Genomic DNA, 23,446 nt, shown 5'->3' with positions numbered 1-23,446 from the left:
AGCAAGAACATTATGAAAAACCACACAACGCACATCGAATCTAATGATACTGATCAAACACAATTTGTATCTGAGCAAGTGATTGAAGACATCCTTGAGTGGGAAATCATGCACGGCGTAGCATTTCGTCAGGCTGACAATACCGCAAGGCATGTTCCCTTTAGTATTGCGCCGATGACAATGGAACGTTCAACGTATGACCACCTACGTAAGGTCACGCCATTGATTGCTAAATTGGTGAGCAACGTTTCTGAAGATCATCGTTTTCTGCAAACCTCATTGAGTGAGATGGCGAAAGCCGACCCGTTCTTCGGTCGCTTAATGGAGCTCCATCAACAAGCTCATGGCGATAAAACCGCCCCTAAGCAACCTGCTCGTCAGCCGCTGTTATTAATGAGAACAGATTTTATGGATGACCGACAATACGGGGCGAAAGTTATTGAATTTAATGGCATAGCGGCGGGAATGGGCCCTTTCGGTCAACGTGCTTTCGAGCTGCATCGTTTTGTTGAAAACCAATGGAACGAGGTTTACCTAGAGTGGCTAGAAGATGATTCAGCAACACCTGCCGATAACCAAGGATTGGAACAATTAGCCCTAGGCATCGCAACAGCAGCAAAAAAGGTTCAAGCTCATTTTGCTGATTCTGACAAGAATGGTGTAAGCAAAAATCCTGATCAAAAGCCAACATTCTTAATGATCGTCCAAAAAGGAGAAGACAATGTGTATGACCAACATCTTTTGGAGGTGGCATTACATAAGTTGGGCGTTCGTACCGTTAGACGTACATTCGAGCAATTGAGCACTCAACTTTCAAGTGGTGATAACCAGCGTTTAATCCTTGATGGTGTTGGCGCTATTGATACCGTGTATTTACGCGCGGGTTACCAATATTCAGATTACTGCGCGCCAGAGTTGGATGAAGACATTTGTTGTCACACATTGAGCCAAACTCGCTTGTTTATTGAAAAGCATTACGTGGCGATGAATGCCACCATCAGTCAACAATTAGCGACGAGCAAATCTATGCAAATGCTATTAACGCAAATGCCAGCCGAAGCTTATATTCAATGGGGATTGTCCCTTAATGAAGCCCATTTAGTGAAAAGCGTGTTGGCAGAGATGAAGGCGATCACCGCAGAAAGTATTGAATGGTTTTATCAGAATGCGAATAAAAAAGAGTGGGTATTGAAGAACCAAGGGGAAGGTGGCGGTCACTGCGTATTTGGAGAGGATATTAGTGCTATTTTGCAACGACTAAAGCCAGAAGAATACAATGCGTGGACGTTAATGCAGCGCTTGTACCCACATGAACGCGACACCCCAACCATTGCCGTTCGAGATGGCAAGCAAACCTTAGTTAGCGACCTTGTTAGTGAAGTGGGGCTTTTTACTGCGCATTATCAAGGTAAGCCTGTTACTGAAAATAACGGTTATGCTGGATACTTAATACGCAGTAAGCCTGCCAGTGAGAATGAGGGCGGAATACATAGCGGGCAGGGGATTTTGGACTCGTTAGTCTTGATTAATAACTAACTATATATTCGCGATGTATCTGTTTGATGGCTCTATATCGAGCCATGTTACGAAATTAGTCCTCTATCGCGCGATTTTCCAGTACCTAGAGTTATTCGTATATTGCTAAATTAGCAAAGGCGCTAACTCAGAATTGTCCAATAATGCGTTAAGTCTACTCGTAAGCATAATGTGAAAGAATCAAAAAATGCCGTTCACACTTATGTGAACGGCATTTACCCAATAGGCTCTTTTTTCAATGACTTTATTACAATAGTTCCGGTAGTCGATTTGCCGCTCTTTCCAACGCCAGATTGACAACCTTCGTAATTTCCGGGTATTGATTATCTGAATCATCCCAATCAACATCTTCTGGTAACAGTACTTCTTCTAAAATTCGATGCTCCATTACGATCTTATTGTTTCCCAGATCAACCAGCGTGACCTCCGCATTCACATAGCCACGAGGTTTTGAAAGAGGAATAAAGCCGTAGTAATCACGCAGCGTGCCCGCAGCCATGATTTGGATAACAAGTAGATGTGTTGCTTGATACTGATCCTTCACGACAGAAACATCGTAATCGAAGTAACCTTTTTTAAGTTCATCTTTTGGAAGTTTATGTTCGTCAGTCGCTTTATAATATTCTGGGATAATCACGCTGTGGCTTCCCCGATTCTCTATCAATTTCGCAACTTTTGACTTGCCTACTTCAAACTTATCATGCGTTAGTGATTGAATATGAGATTCAACACTATCAGTCACCATTTCGTTGATAGCAAGATCAAGTAAACCTTCAGCACCTGATCGATGCGCCTGCATTTCTGGTGGTTGGACAAATGCAACTGCGATATTTTTATCTCCTCCCGTTTGCCAAAAGTCAGATGGAATATCCATTGCTTTTTTAGATACACATCCAGACAAAAGCATTACTGCTAAAGCACAACCGATAATTCTTATATATCTCATAATGTTACTTCCCTTCATTATATGAGAAAAAAAGGCTATCAATGGAATTATCAATGTACAATGTATCGTAAATTAAAAATGACAAACTGTGATTAATTACCTAATGGCAGTGGTAGTAGGGTGTATTACAATTCAAAACTTTGATCGATAAAGCAAACTTTTACATTGTTTTTTAATTCAATATGAGCCGCAGCAAATTCAGTTTCATCTCTTTTTTGTCAGGGAACACAATGTGCGTTACTGCTACTAACACTCATGTTCGACACAATAAATATTGACCACAACGTTAAGTGACTTTTCATTCCTGCAGTTATTTATGATGTGCTAATTTTTTTCCGAAAATGATTTCTGTTAAACATGAGTTAGCTATTGTGGCTAGCTTATTTTTCTGCCTCATCCTCTCATAAAGCGTTAGATGTAAAAAAACGCTATCAACCTCATAATATATAGAGATTATATCGAGTATGATGAAGGTATTTTATGCGTATATTTTTGTATAAAAGTAAGAATGCTTATTAATACACTGATTTAGATAAAGGAATTGAGTATGTCTAAAAGCACAGCAACCTATTGGAATGTATTAGCCGAATCAAATAAGAACAAGTGGGAACCGATTGAAGGTAGTTCAGGTATGCTTGAGCAATTAACGCTTGCCATAGATGAAATATCAGGAGATTACACTCGACTTACTCGTTTTAAAGCAGGCGCAGATACAAAAGAGTTTGGTGGTAAATCACATGATTATCCAGAGGAAATATTTATCATCTCCGGTAGGCTTTATGATATGGCATTTGATCAGTGGTTGGAAACGGGGCATTTTGCAAGTCGTCCACCCGGAGAAGTACATGGTCCGTTTGTTTGCGACGAGGATTGTTTAGTATTAGAGGTGTCTTTTCCAAGTCAAAGTATAAAAATCACATAACAAAGCCCATTACATCGGATGACAAAAACACGGTATTTTTGCTTAAGTGTAGCCGTGTATTTTGCTCTGTTTATGGCAGCCGTTACCCTTATTTTTCTTAATACTACCAGCCTAAATAAAGCAAATTACCTAACCCGTTTTTGTCTCAAAGTTTGCTAGAGGCCGTTAATTTGTTTGAATTCTAAAATAGCCTTACATGGTGAGCTGGCTGAATATAATGCTGATAAAACTTACAATCTGTTCAGTATTGATGGTATAGCTCATTGTCTCGTACTAATATTTAAAAATCTCTAACATAATGATTAAACTCCAATGATACTATATACAATTCTGATCGTTATATTTCTGTGCTTTGCTTGCTGGTATGACGGGTGGTGGATTTCATCACTTACCGAAGAGGAAGGAAAAGATTTATATAAAGCATTAAGTGGGCAACGTGTAGAAGATCAACCTAAAACCACGGTTAACCCCAATGCCGTTAATTTGTTTGCTAGAACTGACAATGGAAAAGCGTTTTACATGCTCAACCTTATTAAGGACAAAAAAGATCTAGAAAGTAAGGATATGGGAGCACTTGAAAGTATAGATAGAAATTACGCTAAAGTTGTTTTCCCTCTTTTATTTAAGCATGGTTGCCATCCTGTTCTCGTATCAAAACCACTCACTACTTTTTCACAACCAGCTACTGAGGAAGAGTGGGACGCTATTTTCATTATAAGATATAGAAGCAGAAGAGATCTTTATAAGATAGTAACCAATCCTGAATTTCAAAAAGCTTGGGAGTTTAAATTGGCATCTATTCAAAATACCACGGTTATTCCCTCTATTCCTGTATTACAAGGAGTAAACTTAAAGTGGATTGTTGGTTTAATATTAATTTTAATTGGATGGGTTAGTACATAAATCGTGAGGGAACGCCACGAATTATAACTTTATATTAAAGGCTTCTGCTATCTCATATCGGTATTGATAGACGTAAATTAATAAATGTTCACCCGAACAATATCGATCACGCTGTATATTTATCCCACTCATAAAAAAAGCGAACCTTGTGGGTTCGCTTTTTAATTTAGCAATAAATTAACGAACGTAATTCGTTATCTCAAATAGGCTTTAGTCTTCAATATAGTTCTCAATACTTGGGCAAGAACATACAAGATTTCGGTCGCCAAATACGTTATCAACACGGTTAACACTCGGCCAGTATTTCGCTGCTTTGGTGTGTGCTGATGGGAAGCAAGCGACTTCACGGCTATAAGCGTGTTTCCACTCTGATTCCATCATATCAACTTGGCTGTGTGGTGCGTTAACCAGTGGGTTATCGTCTAATGACCATTCGCCAGATTGAACAAGGTTGATTTCTTCTTTAATCGCAATCATCGCGTCACAGAAGCGATCCAGTTCTGCTATGTCTTCAGATTCAGTTGGCTCAATCATTAATGTGCCAGCGACAGGGAACGACATAGTTGGCGCATGGAAGCCATAATCCATTAATCGTTTCGCGATATCTTCTTCTGAAATACCAGAGGCATCTTTGATCGGGCGTAAATCAATAATACATTCGTGTGCAATACGACCTTCAGTACCACGGTATAAAACAGGGTAGTGTGGGCGAAGGCGTTCCATCACGTAGTTTGCATTTAAAATAGCAAGTTCAGTGGCTTGGGTTAAACCCTGTTCTCCCATCATCGCAATGTAAGCGTATGAGATAGGCAAAATAGACGCTGAACCTAATGCTGCCGCAGATACGGCATATTGCAGTTCATCGCTATTTGTATCTTCAACATGTCCCGGTAAGAACGGTGTAAGGTGCGATTTTACACCAATAGGTCCCATACCTGGGCCGCCGCCGCCGTGAGGAATACAGAAGGTTTTGTGTAGGTTTAAGTGAGAAACATCTGAACCAATAAAGCCTGGGCTAGTTAAACCTACTTGCGCGTTCATGTTAGCACCATCAAGGTAAACCTGACCGCCAGCTTCATGGACAAGATCACACACTTCTTGTACTGCTTCTTCATACACGCCATGGGTAGACGGGTAGGTGATCATGATGCATGACAGCGCATCACGGTGTTTTTCGATTTTGGCTTTTAGATCATCAATATCGATATTACCTAACTCATCACAGCCAACCACCACTACTTTCATTGAAACCATTGCCGCAGACGCTGGGTTAGTACCGTGCGCAGAGCTTGGGATCAAACAAACATTACGGTGGCTATCGCCATTGGCTTCATGGTAACGCTGAATAGCGATTAGACCTGCATATTCACCTTGTGCACCAGAATTTGGTTGCAGCGAGAACGCATCATAACCTGTAATTGAACACAGCATTTCAGAGAGGTTTTTAGCTAATTCTTGATAGCCTAATGTTTGTGCTTGTGGTGCAAATGGGTGCAGTTGTCCAAACTCAGGCCAAGTGACTGGGATCATTTCTGCTACTGCATTTAGCTTCATGGTACAGCTACCCAATGGGATCATGCCGTGAGTTAATGAGTAGTCTTTGTTTTCTAGCTGCTTCATGTAACGCATCATTTGTGTTTCGCTATGGTAGCGGTTAAACACAGAGTGGGTTAGGTATGCACTGCTTCGGCGACATGCTGGTGGAATAGCTGCGAACTCATCTGCGGCAATGTCATCACTGAACATCGACACTTTAAGATCTTGATTGGTAAATAAGCCAAGTAGCTGCTCGATATCTTTTGCAAGGGTGGTTTCATCAATACTGATCCCCAACTTATCGCTATATTTACGAAGGTTAATACCTGCATCAAGTGCTTTTTGATATAGCGCGTTGGTTTTAGTGCCTGTTTTGATTGTTAGCGTATCGAAGAAGTGTTGGTTTTCTAGTTCAAAACCATTATTGCGTAAGCCTGCAGCTAAAACGGCAGTAAAGTGGTGAACACGACGGCCAATTTTCTTTAAGCCTTCAGGGCCATGGTACAGGGCATAAAACGCTGCCATGTTGGCAAGCAGTGCTTGCGCTGTACAAATGTTAGATGTCGCTTTTTCACGGCGGATATGTTGTTCACGGGTTTGCATTGCCATGCGTAGTGCTTGATTGCCTTTGGCATCTTTAGATACACCGATTACACGACCCGGCATCGTACGCTTGTGTTTATCTTTGGTTGCCATAAAGCCAGCATGTGGACCACCAAAGCCCATCGGCACACCAAAACGTTGGGCACTACCAATAACCACATCTGCGCCCATTTCACCCGGTGCTTTTAATACCGTTAATGCCAGTAGATCAGATGCCACCGCGACTAATGTTTTCTTATCATGTGCCGTCTCAATGATGTCAGTAAGATCGAGTAATTCACCGTTGCTAGCAGGGTATTGCAGTAAAGCACCAAATACATCGTGTTTCGCGAGATCTTCTGCACTACCTGTGATGATTTCAAAACCAACGTATTTGGCACGTGTAGTGACAACATCTATGGTTTGAGGGTGAAGATCGGTTGAAATGAAAAATGCATTGCTTTTGTTTTTACCCGCGCGCTTACATAGCGTCATGGCTTCTGCTGCGGCAGTGGCTTCATCAAGCAGTGATGCATTAGCCAGCTCCATGGCGGTTAGATCCATGATCATTTGCTGATAGTTAAGCAGAGACTCTAAACGGCCTTGAGAGATTTCTGGTTGGTAAGGGGTATAAGCGGTATACCAACCTGGATTTTCTAATACATTGCGAAGAATAACATTTGGGGTAAACGTGTTGTAATAACCCTGACCAATATAACTTTTATTGATGATATTTTTGCCAGCGATCTGCTTAAGCTCTGCCAGCATTGCCGCTTCACTTTGTGCCTGTGGTAATGTCATCGGCTCTGTTAAACGAATGGAAGCAGGAACAGTTTGCGCTATAAGCTGGTCAATACTACCGACACCTATAGTTTCTAACATTCGCTGTTGTTCGAGTGCATTAGGGCCATTATGGCGATGTGAAAAATCATTATCGTCACTGAGGGCTTGAAGAAAAGGAGTATTGGTCATGGTTCTTTCCTGAACGTTGTCCTAGTTACCAGTGTCTGGCTTTAGGGTATTCATCGGTAATGCTGTAAATGGCAAAGCAACAAAGATCGAGTGCTGTACCCGATCTTTGTTTTTATAATTTAGTCTTCTTCAATTGAAGCAAGATAGGTTTCAGCATCAATTAATGTTGCCAATTCATCAGAATCGCTAAGTTTGATGGTTGCAATCCAGCCGCCTTCATAAGGTTCTTCATTAACCAGTTCAGGGCTGTCTTCTAAATCTTCATTAATCGCAACAATTTCACCTGTGATAGGGGCGTAAATGTCGGAAGCGGCTTTTACTGATTCCACTAAAGAGAAGGCATCACCAGCATCTGTTGTATCACCAACTTCAGGTAAATCAACAAATACCACATCGCCTAATAAACCCTGCGCATGATCAGAAATACCAACTGTCACTGTTCCATCACCGTTATCACGGATCCATTCGTGGCTACTGGTAAACTTTAATGTTGATTCCATGTTTGTACTCCTTAACCCACCGGTTATATGGTTATTTGATAAAAGTTTCTTATAGTGGAACACGTTTTCAATATCTATTGTGTGATTCTACGCAAACGTTTGCTATTTGTCATGTTTATTTGTTTCTAACATGGTTATACTAAGTTTAAATTTAGTTAATAAACGCTGATTTTCATCACTAAATCCATAATATTACCTATTTATAAATGGATTTAACGATAATGTATGCCTCATAGGTAACATTTTTTTAAAAAGATCATGACTTTGTGATGTGAGTTTTATTAAGTTTCCTATAAGAAACTATGATGAAGGTCGAGAGTTGTGGCGGCTGAGCTGAAGAAGGAAGTGATATGACAGATGAATATATCCACGATGTTTATCCATCGATGCGGATCGAAAAAACTCAAGCCGCAGAGCATATTGCGCCTTTAAAGTTAGGTGAGAGGCTAAAAGAAATTCGTGTTTCTTTAGGTCTAACCCTTGAAGAAGCCAGTAAGCGTACAGGACTTGCACGTTCAACTTTGTCAAAGATTGAAAATGAGCAAATATCTCCGACGTTTCAAGCGATGCAGAAACTCGCTACAGGTTTGGCTATCGACATCCCACAACTTTTTGAACCACCGAAAACCATCACCGCCTCGGGTAGACGTGATATTACGCGCTATGGTGAAGGTCGACCTCATCCCACTTCAACCTATGAACATGAACTGCTTGCTACGCAATTAACAAATAAAAAGATGATGCCGTTTAAATCGCACGTGCGTGCACGATCGTTTGATGATTATAGCGAGTGGATCCGCCATGACGGCGAGGAGTTCTTACTGGTATTAAAAGGTGAAATCACTTTTTTCTCTGAGTTTTATGAGCCGATTCATTTAGTCGAAGGGGATTCAGCCTATTACGACGCGACAATGGGCCACATGCTGACATCTGTTAGTGAAGAAGATGCGTTAATTCTTTGGGTGACGGCATCTTAGTGTCATCGAACGGTTTATAGCATCAACCAGTTTTATAATTACGTTACCATTTACATGGACACCAACTAGATAACGGAGTGCAACTATGTCTCAACAACTTAAGCAGACCCCATTACATGGCTTACACATTGAAATGGGAGCGAAAATGGTGCCATTTGCTGGCTATGATATGCCTGTGCAATATGGCTTAGGAGTAAAAAAAGAGCATATACATTGTCGTGATTCTGCTGGGTTGTTCGATGTATCACACATGGGGCAAGTACGCTTAAAAGGGCAACATGCCGCGGCATTATTAGAAACCTTAGTTCCTGTTGATATTGTTGATTTACCGGAAGGTAAACAGCGTTATGCCGTCTTTACCAATGAAAATGGCGGTATTGAAGATGATCTAATGGTGACGAATTTTGGTGATCATCTTTTCCTTGTCGTGAATGCGGCCTGTAAAGAGCAAGATATTGCCCATTTAAAAGCCCATTTGAAAGATGGCGTTGAATTAGAAGTGATTGAAGATCGCGCACTACTTGCCTTACAAGGTCCTAAAGCTGCGATGGTACTCGCTGAATTAAACCCTGTGGTTAGCGATATGGTGTTTATGGATGCGGCTAAAGTGACGTTATTAGATGTTGAATGTTATGTTAGCCGTTCAGGTTATACGGGTGAAGATGGCTATGAAATCTCTGTACCGAATGATAAAGCCGAAGAGTTAGCTCGCGCGTTACTGGCATTTAATGAGGTGGAATGGATTGGTCTTGGTGCGAGAGATTCACTACGATTAGAGTGCGGATTATGTTTATACGGGCATGATCTTGACCCTACAACAACGCCATTTGAAGCCAGCTTAATGTGGGCAATTACGCCAAGTCGTCGTGCTGGTGGTGAACGTGAAGGTGGTTTCCCCGGCGCTGATATTATTTTAGAGCAACTACAAACTAAACAGGCTGCAAGAAAACGTGTTGGGTTAGTGGGGCAATCAAAAGCGCCTGTACGAGAAGGGACTAAGTTGTTTGATGCTGAAGATAATGAAATTGGCATTGTAACGAGTGGAACATTTGGCCCAACGAAAGGTATTCCTGTCGCAATGGGGTATATTCAACCTGAATTAAATCAGCTTGGTGAAACAATTTACGCTGAAGTACGCGGTAAAAAATTACCGATGACAATCGAGAAAATGCCGTTTGTACCTCAACGTTACTATCGCGGCTAATTGCTTCAAAATATTACTCATTAATAGCAGGCAAAGTGCTTTTTTACGAAGTTAAGCCTGCTTTATTTGGTAGTGACTGTTTTGTATGCAGATTTAAAGAGTAAGGTGAAGCCTTCTTTCGATAGATCTTTAACGGTTAGATTTGCATCATTCAGTCGACGGTAACATTCATTTAGTGCGGTAATAAAAATGTCTTTGTCGATGGCATTATTCATTGTCTGCTTCATGGTTTATTCCTCATCACACTATAATTATTACAACATCATACAGAGAGAGCATTAATAAACACTGAATAAAAGCTGAATGAGGGAAGGGTATTTTTTTAGGAATTAAATAGCCTCTATCTAAAATGATAGAAGCTATTAATAGAAATATTATTTTTGTGTCAAGTAAGTAAATAAAAACTCAGTTATATTGGTCATATCTTCGACGGTAATAAATTCTTCCGTAGTGTGTACTTTGCTCATACCGGTTGATAAATTAACGGTTTTTAATCCTTTCTCATTAAAGATATTTGCATCACTACCGCCACCGGTAGACTTGGTAAATGGTGCTATTCCCATTTCTTTAAAGCTAGCCATGATATCAATAACATGTGGGTCATTATCAGCAATAGAGTAGGCGTTATAAGAGCGTGTAGATTGAATATCTATTTGCGCGTTATGCTTGTTTGCTGTTGTGTTGAATACATCAACCATATGCTGAACTTGTGTAGCAAGCTTATCATCGTTAAGTGAACGCGCTTCAGCGGCAAGATACAATTCAGGCATCACGATATTCGTTGCTTGACCACCAGAGACAATGCCAATGTTAGCGGTTGTTTCATGATCTATACGCGCTAATTTCATATTCATCACAGCATCAGACGCTACTGTTAGTGCATTAATACCTTCTTCAGGTGCAAGTCCTGCGTGAGCGGGTTTACCTTTAATAGTCACTTTTAAGCTTTGCTGTCCGGGAGCACTCGTTACAATCGCACCAATAGCACCGCCTGAATCAAGCACAATAGCTTTATCTGCAGTGATATATGACATATCAAAATGCTTCGAGCCTTGTAATCCACCTTCTTCATGGACAGTAAAAGCCAGCTCTATTGTTTTATGGGCTTTGTTGTTTTCTTTGATGGTACGTACCGCTTCGATGATGGCAGCAATTCCCGATTTATCATCACCACCAAGAATGGTGTCGCCTTTTGAACGAATAACCCCATCTTCAATAATCGGTTCAATATTATTGCCTGGCGTTACGGTGTCCATGTGGCAGCTTAAAACAATACTATCTTCAAGTTCACCCTCAAGCTTGGCATAAAGGTTAAAACCATTAGAAATGCTTTCAGGCACAGGTAATTTAGCAACGCTGAAACCTAACTCTTCGAGTTGTTCTGCTAAGGCTTGTGAAATCGCTTTTTCGTTTTTTGATTCGCTATCGATTTTGATGAGATCAATAAAATGAGAAATAAGGCGTTCTTGATTAATTGTTGTCATATTGCTTCTAACCACTAAATAGGAGGAATACACAGTACTCTAATAGGAATAATGGCGAGATGATGGGGGGCTAAATCAATAAAAGTAGAGATAAAAAAGAAGAAAGTAAGTGAAATGAGAGAAGTTTGAACAGGATTACGGCAATGAAAATGCCAAATAAGACATAGTTTCACATGAATGCGGGAGCGAACCGATTGTGAAACTACATAACGCTTATTTGGCATAAATCGATAAGTTAGCTGATGCTATCAGCTAACTTAATACTCATTAGCCCCAAACGATCAGGCTGTAGTTCTTTTTACCACGGCGGATCAGAGTGTAGCGACCAAAGAGTTTGTCAGCGTCTGTAAACTCATAGAATGGTTCGCTTACTTTCTCGCCATTAACCATGATTGCATTTGAGCTGATGTGTGTTTTTGCTTGACCACGAGAACTTGCAAGACCAGATTTAACTAGCACTTGTTGTAAATCATCGCCATTTTCAGCTTCAGCACTTGGCATACCATCTTGCGCTAGTTGAGCAAAATCAGATTCAGATAAGTGCACTAAATCGTTTTCAAATAGGCAGCGAGTAATGTTCTGTGCCGCTTCTAATTGCTCTTGACCGTGAACTAAACGCGTTGCTTGCTCAGCAAGAATACGTTGTGCTTCAGGTGCTTTGCCACTGTTACGATCGGCTTCTTCAATCTGTTGAATTTCTTCTTCAGAAAGGAAAGTGAAAAAGCGTAGGAAACGATATACGTCAGCATCTGCAGTGTTCATCCAGAATTGGTAGAACTTATATGGGCTTGTTTTTGTTGGATCTAACCAAACCGCACCACCTTCAGTTTTACCAAATTTAGTACCATCAGATTTTGTGATTAGCGGTACTGTCATACCGAACACTTGCTGCTGGTTCATACGACGAGTAAGGTCGATACCTGCTGTGATGTTACCCCATTGATCAGAACCACCGATTTGTAGTTCCATCCCCATTTCTTTGTTCATACTTGCGAAGTCGTAAGATTGCAGCAAGCTGTATGCGAACTCAGTAAAAGAGATACCTACTTCATCACGGTTAATTCGTTGCTTAACAGATTCTTTGCTGATCATTTGGTTTACAGAGAAGTGTTTACCAATATCACGTAAGAATGTTAGAACATCCATATTACCGAACCAGTCATGGTTATTTACCATACGGGCAGGGTTTGTTGCATTGTCAAAATCCAAGAAAGGAGAAACTTGGCGTTGGATTTTTGTCACCCAACCTGCAACTGTATCTAAAGTGTTAAGTGAACGCTCAGTCGCTTTGAAGCTTGGATCTCCAATCATACCAGTAGCGCCGCCAACCAAAGCTACTGGATTATGACCCGCTTCTTGGAAGCGCTTAAGGCAAAGTAGAGGAACCAGATGACCTAGGTGTAAACTATCAGCCGTTGGATCAAAGCCGCAATATAATGTAATCGGACCTTTTGCTAAACGTTCGCTTAAAGCTTCTTCATCCGTAATTTGAGCGATCAGACCGCGATCTTTAAGCTCTTGAATTAAATTCAAATGATTCATGTGTTCTCCAATAATCATTTTATTTACGTTTAATTAAAAATAGGTACGGCATTATTCAATGTCAGTATCTGGTTTATTATGACTTGTAGGCCAATTAATCCCACAACAAATAATACGATATTATTTGTTGCGACATTATATTCAATTTGATGTTGTTTACCACGAAGTTTTCTAAGGGCAAGAACAGGAAATAGAATCGCTAATATAGTCAAGAAAATTGCAGCGGCACCTAAAGCAGGAACAAAGCCATTCGGGTACACAAGAGTGAAAACCAAGGGTGGCAAGTAGCATAGTACCGCAGTAATTAATCTATCTTTGGTATTATTACCATGTTTAAAGGTACTTGCCAATGAATCAAATAGTCCCAATGAAACACATAGATAAGAAGTGAACATTGCGATGGATGAGAAAGCACCAATTAGATAAATTATGCTATTTTCTTGAATGAATATCTGCATTTGTTGAAGCATTACCCCAACATTTGAGCCATGCTGTGCAATATATTGAAAACTATGGTTACCAAATCGAGGTAACGAGCCGAGCATGGTTACTTCCCAAACAATGTAAACGACCAGAGGAATTAAACCGCCAGCGATAAATACATTCCGTAATGTTTTAGGATTTTCACGGCCAATATATTTCACCATGCTTGGAACACTGCCATGAAAACCAAAGGCAGTAATGAAAACAGGAATAGCAGCTAAGGCATATTTGGATGAATCGTGGATATTGACTAAAAACCGACCATGAATGAATGGAATAATAGTAATAACAAGCGTGAAAAAGATAACAATGTTAGTACTAAATAAAACGCGGTTAGCCATATCAACAGCTTTGGTGCTAATAAATACAATGGTTGCAATTATTAACGTAAATATAATCGCAATGATATGAGAGGGGACCGAAATATGAAAATAATCGGTTAAATCACTCTTGTAAATAGAGGATGCGCCTGCAATATAGGCACAAGATAAAGCATAAAGTAGCAATAATAATGATAGATTTATTACCCATTTACCAGGTTTACCAAACAGATCATAAGCAATCGCTTCAAAACCTGTACCGGTTGGGTAATTAAGACATACTTCTAATAACATTAATCCGGTATAAGTCATTACCGCCCATAAAACGGTTAATAAGATTATTGCATTATAAATACCTAAGCCTGCAGAAATTAGCGGAAGTGCAAGCATTCCTGCGCCGAGCATTGTGCCAGAAATAAGCAGTGTCGCACCAATAGCTTTTTTATTCATGACGTGTATCCTGAAAAAATACCTAATAAGATTGTTATTAGGACGTAATTAACTAGCCATCAATAACAAAAAGACGGCGATAATTAATCGAGATATTAATATCTTTCATCGTATATAGAAGAACGCCAGTCTTTAAAGACTGGCGTTTATTTTCCTTTTTAAGCAGCAGTATGTGCTAGTTTTTGTTTATTTTCTTCATCAATAATTTCACTTAGAAGACTTGTGAATACATCACGAAGGTTATTCCAGTAATTATTGAAACGAATTTCATCACGTAGGAAGTGAGTCATTACCGCTGAACGAAGAATGTAAACAGAACCTACAGTATTCCATTCGTCTTCACTAAAGCCACGGCTCTCAGCGTATAGACGAGGAGTTTGACCGTATTCTTCTTCTGATAGAGAAGTAGAAGAAGTTAGGAAGTCTTTAGTGTAAGTACGGCCTGTTGCGTAAGAGCATAGTTCGTAAATACGTTGGTTTAGGTGGTTGTGTGCTTCAAGACTATCATTGCCGATTTCTTTGAAAGTAAAGTCGACCATGTGGAAGTCAGGGTGCATTAGAGGGCGAACCTCAAAGCGACGACCGTCAATAACAAATGGTTCAGCCGTTGCGAGTTTCTTCGCAAACCAGTCAGCCGTCACGATACCACGGCCAATCACATGACCGTAACCACTTACAGTTAGTGGTACTAGGCGATGAGCAGCCCATACTGCAGCAGCAGTTGCACCTGCTTTTGAACCTTCCATGATTGATGAACCTAGAACAACTTGCTTATCCGCTTCGTTCTCGTCACCCGCTTCTTCGAATACGTAAGCGGCATGGTATGAAATCAAGTCAACAATACGCTTGTCTTTCATTGCCACTGCGCCAGCTGCGTACTGGATGAAGCCCACTTTATGTGGATCAACAGTGATAGAGTCAGCTTCTGACATGGCGTGGAATGCATCATACACTTCACGTTTTGGCCAGATAACACCTTCAGGAATGATGTCATCGCTACGATAACGTTCGATTAAAGCGTCGTATTCCATGAATTCGTTGTTGTCATCAAGGAACATAGAACGTACATAGCCACCGTAAGCAGCATCAACGTGAATGTAGAAAGATGAACCGTATTTCTCTTCACACTCTTTACGAAGTTTTATCACTTCATGAACTGCATCGATAGAACCTTCCTCGGTAGTACCCACAACAGATACCATACCTAAGATAGGTGTACCTTCTTCCATTAATTTAAAGGTTACTTCGCGCATTTTTTCAACGTCTGTACGGTAGTTACCATCAACGTCTAGTGGCACAATGTGCTCTTGACCTAGGCCAAGTACGTCCATTGCTTTCATCCATGAATAGTGCTTAGAACGTGGAACAAGGAATTTACCAAGTTTACCGGCATCAACACCGACACCACGTGCTGTTAATGCACGAACTTCTTCAAAGATACCGCGTTTTTTCAACTCATCAGTAAGATCTAAAATATCTTTAGATTTCATGTTTAAAAGTTGATGCTCAGTCATGCCTTCAACAAGGTCTTTTGACTTGTCGCATGCAGCGATTGCTAGAGGCATTGTTTTAAGGTTACGAGCAACCCAAACACCTTCGTAGTTAGCAACAGTACCGCCAGAAGTAATGTGCGCCCATGATTTATTTACATCGTAACCAAACATGCGGCATAGGTCATGACCTGCTTCTAACTCAAGCTCTGTGGTCACAGGAGAGGCTTCATGTGCACAGTTGTTTGGGTTGTAAAGCATGGTCATCACGTATGCAAGGTTTGATACCATTAGTGTATCTGCGTTCATGTGGCCTAAATAGCGAGGAGAGAACCAAGGCACTGATTTAGTTTTAAGGCGTGCAGATAATCCCTGTAAGATACCTTCTGTGCGATAAAGTGTATCGCGGAAATCTGGTTGGTGTTGCATTACAGGGTTTAGCATAGGTGCATCTTCTGGGTGGAAGTCTGAGCGCCAATGCATGTGTTCGCTAATTGCGTAATCCATCATTTCTTTGAAGAATACTTGGTTTTCTGATTTAGGACCTAGGAAAAGTGCGTCCACATTCATTTTTTCGCTCATAATAAAACCTATTTTATCTTTATATAGAAATACTATTTCTGTTTATATTTATCTGTTCGGTGAAAAATATGTCAGAAAGAAAATTAAATTAGTTTTAACAAATAATGGTTTAAAACTGGGCTGTAAATAAAGTGCAACCATCAGGAGAAGCAGAAGTAGAATAGGGAACAACTACTTCTCCTGTTTATTTGTTTTGTCTTTTTATTTGATGATAAATAAGACTTAGTTTGTGTGAGTTACTGGTGCTGCATTATCCGCTTTAGCTCGGTTTGAATATTTACCCCAAGCGTAAACAATAATTGGAATAATAATCATGATAACTAAACCAAAGAATTGGAAGTTAAAGTAACTGTTTGCAGTACCGTCGTAGCTTGATGGTGCTTGGAAGCCGAAGTAACCTGCAAGTAAACATGTAGCAATACCTAAACCTGAACAGATCCACATACCAATGTTACCGCCAGGAACTGTAAAGCTACGTTGTGCGTCTGGACGCTTATAGCGTAGGTAAATCGCAGCAGAGAACATCAGTAAGTAAGCAACGATATATACAAGAGATGTTAGACCTAGAAGCATAAAGTAGAAAGAATCTACGTTAGGCATCACACAAATAAGCACACCCACGATTGAGATTAGGATAGCTTGTAAGTAAATAAGGTTAACAGGTACACCTTCTTTATTTGTCTTTTGAAGTACTTTAGGTAGTGCACCAGCGTTTGCTGTTGCTTGAAGACCACGAACGGGGCCTAAAACCCAAGAGTTAACTTGACCTGCAAGACCGATAGCCATACATATAGCCATGATAGGTGTTAACCAGCCTAGACCCCACATATCAAAGTAAGTTTGGAATGCTTGAATAAGGCCTGCTGTCATTGAAATGTGCTTAGTTGGAATACCGATGAAGATTGCAAAAGAACCTACAACAGAAACGATAACCACAAATAATGCAACTAAGAACACTGCGATAGGGTAGTTACGTTCAGCATTTTTAACGTGAGAAACGTTAGATGCTGATACTTCCATACCCATAACAACGAATACGAAGCCAATGAATAGTGCCCAAGTCCCCTTATTTGATAAATCAGGAATAAGGTTTGCAGTTGTTAATGAAAGGTCAGTAACAATTGGGTGACCACCAACAAGGTAAGCGATAGCACAAGCTACAAGTACAAAGAAAGGTAAGAATACACCTAAAATTACACACAGAGTGGATACCCAACCCAGTGTTTTAACACCTCGCATATTACCCAATGTACATGCCCAGTAAACCACTAATATAACAGCAAGAATGTACATTTTATTTTGTGCTAACGCTGGGTCAAAAGCATAGGCAAAAATTGCACCGACAATCATCAATATGGATGTCATGCCAAAAACCATTTGAATCCATTGCATCCAGACTGCAATAAATCCCATACGTTCACCAAATGCTTCGCGAACCCAGATGAAGATACCACCATCTTCTGGGAATGCTGTTGCAAGTTCAGCGGAGACAAGTGCTGTTGGAATCATAAAGCAGATTGCAGCAGCTAATGTTAAAAAGATCGTCATCATTCCTGGCTGCGCTGTCATAGGGAGTGTACGAACACTCATAACAACCGCAGCGGTAATCATGACGAAACTGAAAACGCCAATTTTAGCGGGAGAAGCGTTGGTGGAGCTAGCCATTGTAGACCTCAAAATCTATCAGTTAAGCAGTAATGAGATAAAAACATCTAATGCTATAAAGCATGGCAAATATCGATATTTTTAATTACCACGTCCAAAAATCGATTTTTATGGTAGTGACTAACGGTAATTTTGTGAAGCGAAATTAATTCCAAATTCCGATTGTTTAATTTGCATTTTTAAGCAATTTACGAATTAGGAATAATTGTATAATGAATAAATTCAATATGCAGCGATGCACCTAATGGCTGTTTTTGGTTTTTAATGGGAGAAATGACTAACAATCCATGTTAATAGGCTGGCGAACAGAGCTGTTATTGCCGCCATGAATAACATTACAACAGGAGAAAAAATGTAGAGGGAAATATAGTATTGGTGCGATGCGCTAATTAGATGAAAAGCATAAGGCATTGTAATAGATAGAAAAGATATAGAAATCCATGTAAAGAATAACAACCATGCAGAATATGATTGGACAGTGATGAGCGTTTTGTTATGAAAATATTCATAGTGCTTAATAATAATATGTAAACTAAACAGAGGCAGAAGTGACCAAAAAATAAGCGCAAAGCTAAAGACACTATGCTGTGGGTGCCAATTAAACATAAGTATATTAATAATAAAGATGCTAATAATTGAATATGCTCGGTAAGTCATCGTTTTAAAAGAGAAATTAGATGTTTATGGGCAAGATTATATTGTGCTGTTTGAATCAATACCGCCACACCGCGCATAAAATGAAGAAGAGCCGTTATTTCTAAACATTATGGTAATAAATAGGTCGTTTAGCGCGTTTATGTGTATTTTTAACTTTTTAATATGCTATGTCCGAATTTATTTGTGCGAATGTCGATTTGTTAACTTGTTAATTTATAAGGTTAAAAATGTAGTCATCATTGTGAGATTCTATCTTTACGGTAAAAAAAGTAAACGTTAGTAAGAATCCCTTATCTTATTTAATGGTAAAGTGTTCTGGCATTATTTTTTGAATAGAATAAAACTTGAATCGTTATTCACTATTACTGTATTAAGTTTTCATTGAAAACAGGGGGGATCCCATGTTTCGTAATGTGGATATGTTTAATATTCGGTAAGATGTAAGTGATAGGATTATTCCGAATTTGTATTGTGTTATTTATGATTAAGATTAGATGGTTGGTATGACTAAAGATAATTTTGCAACCATAAGCGATAGAGTAATGTGCCAGATTAGGCATGATATCTTATGTGGTGAGTTTGAGGCTGGCCAGAAGCTGATATTGAGTGAATTAAAAGAACGCTATCAAGTTGGCGGTACTCCTTTAAGAGAAGCGATGGTGCAATTAACTTGGCAGAAGTACGTCAAGATGGAGCCGCAGAAAGGTTTTTGGGTTGCCGATGTTTCACTTGATGAGTTACGTGGGATTTTGAAGGCACGTTTAGCGCTTGGTCATGTTGCGTTAAAAGATGCGATTAAAAAGGGTGATGAAGCATGGGAATTACAGGTTTTAACCGCTTTTCATAAGCTTAACCGGTTAGATCCTGAGTCAGTATTGTTTGATTATGATGAATGGGAACTACGCCACAAAGAGTTTCATCTATCGCTTGTTGCGTGCGAAGGCTCTGAGTTTATACTTGATATGATCTCAAATGTTTATGATCAGCAAGAACGCTATCGACATTTCTTATTAAGCGCGAACTTATCACCTGAGAAACAATATCATGACAATGGTGAGCATGAAGCGCTGATGAAAGCAGTATTATCGCGTAATGTTGAACTCTCATGTCAGTTATTAAAAGAACATAGTGAGCGTTTGTACCAGATCCTTGAAAAAGCCCCTTCGTTGAAAGCGTTACTTAACTAGCCAAATGTTAAAGTAAGACATGCAACACACGATAATTGATTAAGTTATAATGCTTAACTTAATCAATTAATTAATGTTTGATTTCATTATTTCTAATGACGTTAATTAAATGAAGTGATAACTTAATTTCATTGTTATATAAATGGAATTAATTTGATGTTTAAATCGCTCTCTCCAGCCCAATTGGATCCTATTCTTTCCTTATCGATCGCATATCGAGAAGATCCGCGTGTCAACAAAATAGATTTAGGTATTGGTGTTTACCGCAATAGCCTTGGTGAAACACCGATCATGCAAGCGATTCAACTTGCTGAGAAACGCTTAATTAAGACACAAACAACAAAATCATACGTGGGGTTAGCGGGTAGTGAAGTCTTCAATCAGTCGATGATGGATCTTTTACTTTCAGGAACATCGGCACATTCTCGCGCTGCAGCGGTGCAAACACCGGGCGCGAGCGGTGCGTTACGTATGCTTGCTGATCTTATTCAAGTTGCACAACCTGATACAACCGTTTGGTTAACCAATCCGAGCTACGTTAATCATAAACCTGTAATGGAAGCAGCAGGTTTAAAGGTGAAGTTCTATCCGTATTTCGATCCTGAAACCAAGCAAGTAAATAGCGAGGCGATGCTCAACGAACTGGCTAAAGCAGGCCCTAAAGATGTGGTGTTATTACATGGTTGTTGCCATAACCCGACAGGTGCTGATATTAGTTTTGCCGATTGGCAAGCGATTACGGCATTGGCAAACAAAAATGGTTTTATGCCGTTTGTCGATATGGCATATCTTGGTTTTGGCGATGGCTTAGAACAAGATGGTGCTGGCCTTAAGTATATGGCTGACAATACAGAAGAGATGGTTGTCGCGACTTCTTGTTCAAAGAATTTTGGTTTGTACCGTGAACGAACGGGTGCTGCGATTATTATTAGTAATAGTCAGCAAGAAGCACAAAAAGCGAAAGGACGTATTCTTACTTTAGCGCGTTCAAGTTATACCATGCCACCAGATCATGGTGCGGCTTTAGTTGCTGATATTTTAAATGATCAGAAACTGACAAATATCTGGAAAGATGAATTAGATACCATGCATAGCCGTATCTTGACGCTACGCCAAGGGCTAACACAAGCGATACGTCAACGTGGTAGTGAGCAGTTTGATTTTATTGAACAGCATAAAGGTATGTTCTCTGTAACAGGTTTAACGCCTGAGCAGATTTTAACGCTACGTGAGCAATATGGTATTTATGCGGTAGGAGATGGTCGAATAAATATTGCCGGCTTACAAGAAAAGCATATCGACCACTTGGCAGATGCTCTAGTTAGTGTGTCACGATAATTAATAATAAAGCCTGCATCTATTTTGATTAGTGCAGGCTTTTTACTTATGTTCTGTTATTTACCGGCAACTTTTGCCGCGAGTAATCCTTGCATTGCGTAGACATTAGTTTTGCCATTAAACTCAAGAGTCAGTGGTTCATGTTGACCAGAAATCCATAATTTTAATTCTGCATCTAAATCGAAGTGGCCTTTTGTTTCTACGGCATACATGGTGATCGATTTGTAAGCAATAGAACGGTACTCTACTTTTTTACCTGTAATACCTTGTTTATCAATAAGGATCAGGCGGTAGTCCGTTAAAATGATCATATCGCGAACAAGTTTGTATGCGAGTTCAATATTTTCGTTTGGACCAAGGATGGTTGATAGCTCCTCAGTCGCATCAGCGATACTCATTTCACCAGCGTTGCCTAACAGTGCATTAAAAAGACCCATGTGTTCTTCCTTTTATCCTTGATAACTAAATGATTAATTTATCGATATACTGTTTTCGATTTTAATCGAATTGTGTTTTTTACACTAGCAGAAACATGACAAGGTTTGGGTGAGCTTTTCGTTAAAAGTCTGGAAAAGTATTGGATATAAAGGGAAACACTAATAGATATGTAAATGTTCCCTTTAAACATTGGTGGAGCTGTGAGTATCCAATTTCAATTGGTAACTTCGATACTGACTTCATAGATAGAGGGGGAGCGTAAATACGTTTTCAGATAAGTAAAGGTACAGTAAAAGACATTTACGTTAACAGCATACTTTAGCGCTACCTTTCTGCTCACAACGCAGCGTGAGTGAAACGCTGCGTTTTATGATATTTAAATAGAGGTTTAATCAGAACGACCACGGCCAATAATTGGGAATTGATCTATGACTTCACTTCCTCTTACGGCATACAAGGTGTTGAAATTGTTTAGCGTTGTATCGCAATGGCTTGGAAGCAATATGAGTTGTTGGCCTATTTGTAGTGGTTCATGGTTATTAATGAGGTGAATAATACCATGTTCATCTCCTCCCGATTTGTAACTAAGCATGTCGTCACTTTCTACTTTAGGCATGCCAAGATCAATAGAAAGACATTTCATACCTGCATCAATGATCGCTCGCTGTGGGGTAGGGTGGCTAATAACAGTACTTAATACTTTTAGAGTGACATCAAATTGGTTATTTTGATACTGATCATTTTCATCACCAATATCTTGATAAGTAGTATCCATAAACAAGTAAGAGCCTGCTTGAATTTCACTAAACCCTAGCCCTTGATAGGCTTCATATGTGCCCGTTCCACCACCACTCACAATCTCCGGTGCCAGCCCTTTAGGTGTTAATACGTTATTAATGTAATTAAAGAGATCTTCGACGACTGTTCTTGCTTGAGTATTTCGCTCTTGATAACCTTTTATATGCTGCAAGTGACCACTGTATGCCTGCAACCCAACATAACTTACACCATCAGAACAGTTAATTGTTTCTATTAATGAAATTAAGTCATCACCGATCTCCACGCCACAACGTTGTTGACCACTTTCTACTTCAATCATTAATTCAATACAAATTCCCGCATCTGTTGCTGCTTCTGAGATATCGATGATATGTTGCTTATGATCAATTACCTGAATAAAGCGATAGTCGGGATATTGCTGATAAAGTTTGACTAAACGTTGAATCTTATTTTTTCCGGCTATAGGGGTTGTTATTAGAATATCGTTAATCCCCCCTGCAGCCATAACTTCGGCTTCGCCAAGTTTCGCAGTACATATTCCTTGTGCTCCTGCATCAATCTGCATTTTCGCTATAGTGGGGCTTTTATGTGCTTTAGTGTGCGGTCTGAGATTTAACTGTAGAGCATCAATACGTTGTTGCATCTCGTGTATATTGTTTTTCATTTTGTCGAAATCAACGATCAAAGCTGGTGTGGGGAGTTGAGCGATATTCATTGTTAACTTTTCTCTCTTTTTATTTTTTAAGGGAAGCTGTCTTATTTTCGCCCTATTTGTTCTTGATAGCGATAATGAATTTACGAGTATATTTTTTATAGAAGTAAGAATGTAGTGGTCAACAAATACTAGCCACGGTTTTAGAGGTTAACCAATATAATCGTTCTGATTCATTCGGTGTTAATCCGCCATTATATTGATGTGGTCGTAATTGGCTGTAATAACCAATAATATATC

Annotated in this window: 18 protein-coding genes; 7 read left to right on the top strand and 11 right to left on the bottom strand. The window is 39.7% G+C overall.

Annotation, left to right across the window (positions count from 1 at the left end):
- The first annotated feature begins 12 nt into the window (after positions 1-12).
- Positions 13-1,536: a glutathione synthase gene (locus tag C9J40_RS05540; RefSeq protein ID WP_107246075.1), complete on the top strand. Its 1,524-nt coding sequence runs from the start codon at positions 13-15 to the stop codon at positions 1,534-1,536.
- 247 nt (positions 1,537-1,783) lie between these two features.
- Here the strand turns inward: C9J40_RS05540 and C9J40_RS05535 are convergent, their stop codons facing one another.
- Complete coding sequence (locus tag C9J40_RS05535; RefSeq protein WP_233217823.1) at positions 1,784-2,443, bottom strand: cytidine deaminase; 660 nt, start codon at positions 2,441-2,443, stop codon at positions 1,784-1,786.
- A 586-nt stretch (positions 2,444-3,029) separates the two neighbouring features.
- On the opposite strand from C9J40_RS05535, the gene C9J40_RS05530 reads away from it, so the two are divergent.
- Both C9J40_RS05530 and C9J40_RS05525 read left to right on the top strand, forming a co-directional pair.
- Positions 3,030-3,404, top strand: coding sequence for a cupin domain-containing protein (locus C9J40_RS05530; protein ID WP_107246073.1), 375 nt, complete (start codon positions 3,030-3,032; stop codon positions 3,402-3,404).
- 312 nt (positions 3,405-3,716) lie between these two features.
- Positions 3,717-4,307, top strand: a complete 591-nt coding sequence (locus C9J40_RS05525; protein WP_107246072.1) for a hypothetical protein — start codon at positions 3,717-3,719, stop codon at positions 4,305-4,307.
- Positions 4,308-4,517: 210 nt separating this feature from the next.
- On the opposite strand, the gene gcvP is transcribed toward C9J40_RS05525, so the two are convergent.
- Both gcvP and gcvH read right to left on the bottom strand, forming a co-directional pair.
- Positions 4,518-7,397, bottom strand: a complete 2,880-nt coding sequence (gene gcvP / locus C9J40_RS05520) for an aminomethyl-transferring glycine dehydrogenase (RefSeq protein ID WP_107246070.1) — start codon at positions 7,395-7,397, stop codon at positions 4,518-4,520.
- 119 nt (positions 7,398-7,516) lie between these two features.
- Positions 7,517-7,897, bottom strand: coding sequence for a glycine cleavage system protein GcvH (gene gcvH, locus C9J40_RS05515; protein ID WP_107208410.1), 381 nt, complete (start codon positions 7,895-7,897; stop codon positions 7,517-7,519).
- Between the two features lie 350 nt (positions 7,898-8,247).
- Between gcvH and C9J40_RS05510 the strand changes: the two genes are divergently transcribed.
- Positions 8,248-8,874, top strand: a complete 627-nt coding sequence (locus C9J40_RS05510; protein WP_005365619.1) for a helix-turn-helix domain-containing protein — start codon at positions 8,248-8,250, stop codon at positions 8,872-8,874.
- An 85-nt stretch (positions 8,875-8,959) separates the two neighbouring features.
- Positions 8,960-10,078, top strand: coding sequence for a glycine cleavage system aminomethyltransferase GcvT (gcvT, locus tag C9J40_RS05505; protein ID WP_107246068.1), 1,119 nt, complete (start codon positions 8,960-8,962; stop codon positions 10,076-10,078).
- 62 nt (positions 10,079-10,140) lie between these two features.
- Here the strand turns inward: gcvT and C9J40_RS22110 are convergent, their stop codons facing one another.
- The 6 genes from C9J40_RS22110 to C9J40_RS05480 form a co-directional block, all read right to left on the bottom strand.
- Positions 10,141-10,305: a hypothetical protein gene (locus C9J40_RS22110; RefSeq protein ID WP_199188051.1), complete on the bottom strand. Its 165-nt coding sequence runs from the start codon at positions 10,303-10,305 to the stop codon at positions 10,141-10,143.
- 147 nt (positions 10,306-10,452) lie between these two features.
- Entirely contained in the window at positions 10,453-11,562 is a 1,110-nt protein-coding gene (locus C9J40_RS05500; RefSeq protein WP_107246066.1) for a M20/M25/M40 family metallo-hydrolase, read from the bottom strand.
- A 267-nt stretch (positions 11,563-11,829) separates the two neighbouring features.
- Complete coding sequence (gene tyrS, locus C9J40_RS05495; protein WP_107208413.1) at positions 11,830-13,104, bottom strand: tyrosine--tRNA ligase; 1,275 nt, start codon at positions 13,102-13,104, stop codon at positions 11,830-11,832.
- 29 nt (positions 13,105-13,133) lie between these two features.
- The gene (locus C9J40_RS05490; protein ID WP_107208414.1) at positions 13,134-14,357 is read right to left on the bottom strand and encodes an amino acid permease; all 1,224 of its coding nucleotides are present in this window, start codon (positions 14,355-14,357) and stop codon (positions 13,134-13,136) included.
- Positions 14,358-14,515: 158 nt separating this feature from the next.
- Positions 14,516-16,429, bottom strand: a complete 1,914-nt coding sequence (locus tag C9J40_RS05485) for a pyridoxal-dependent decarboxylase (protein ID WP_107208415.1) — start codon at positions 16,427-16,429, stop codon at positions 14,516-14,518.
- A gap of 222 nt (positions 16,430-16,651) precedes the next feature.
- Positions 16,652-18,094, bottom strand: a complete 1,443-nt coding sequence (locus tag C9J40_RS05480; RefSeq protein ID WP_107208416.1) for an APC family permease — start codon at positions 18,092-18,094, stop codon at positions 16,652-16,654.
- Positions 18,095-19,245: 1,151 nt separating this feature from the next.
- Here C9J40_RS05480 and C9J40_RS05475 point away from each other — a divergent pair.
- A complete protein-coding gene (locus C9J40_RS05475; RefSeq protein WP_107208417.1) occupies positions 19,246-19,938 on the top strand; it encodes an FCD domain-containing protein in 693 nt (230 codons plus the stop codon).
- Positions 19,939-20,094: 156 nt separating this feature from the next.
- Positions 20,095-21,276, top strand: coding sequence for an amino acid aminotransferase (locus C9J40_RS05470; RefSeq protein WP_107246064.1), 1,182 nt, complete (start codon positions 20,095-20,097; stop codon positions 21,274-21,276).
- A 56-nt stretch (positions 21,277-21,332) separates the two neighbouring features.
- Here C9J40_RS05470 and C9J40_RS05465 read toward each other — a convergent pair whose 3' ends face one another.
- Both C9J40_RS05465 and C9J40_RS05460 read right to left on the bottom strand, forming a co-directional pair.
- Positions 21,333-21,713 (bottom strand): PH domain-containing protein, encoded by a 381-nt coding sequence (locus C9J40_RS05465; RefSeq protein ID WP_107208419.1) that lies wholly within the window; start codon positions 21,711-21,713, stop codon positions 21,333-21,335.
- A 389-nt stretch (positions 21,714-22,102) separates the two neighbouring features.
- Positions 22,103-23,209, bottom strand: a complete 1,107-nt coding sequence (locus tag C9J40_RS05460) for a DSD1 family PLP-dependent enzyme (protein ID WP_107246062.1) — start codon at positions 23,207-23,209, stop codon at positions 22,103-22,105.
- Between the last annotated feature and the right edge of the window lie 237 nt (positions 23,210-23,446).

Source organism: Photobacterium sp. GB-72 (assembly GCF_003026095.1).
GTDB lineage: Bacteria > Pseudomonadota > Gammaproteobacteria > Enterobacterales > Vibrionaceae > Photobacterium.
Note: the sequence above shows the minus strand (reverse complement) of the source record. Positions and strands in the feature narration are given on the sequence as shown.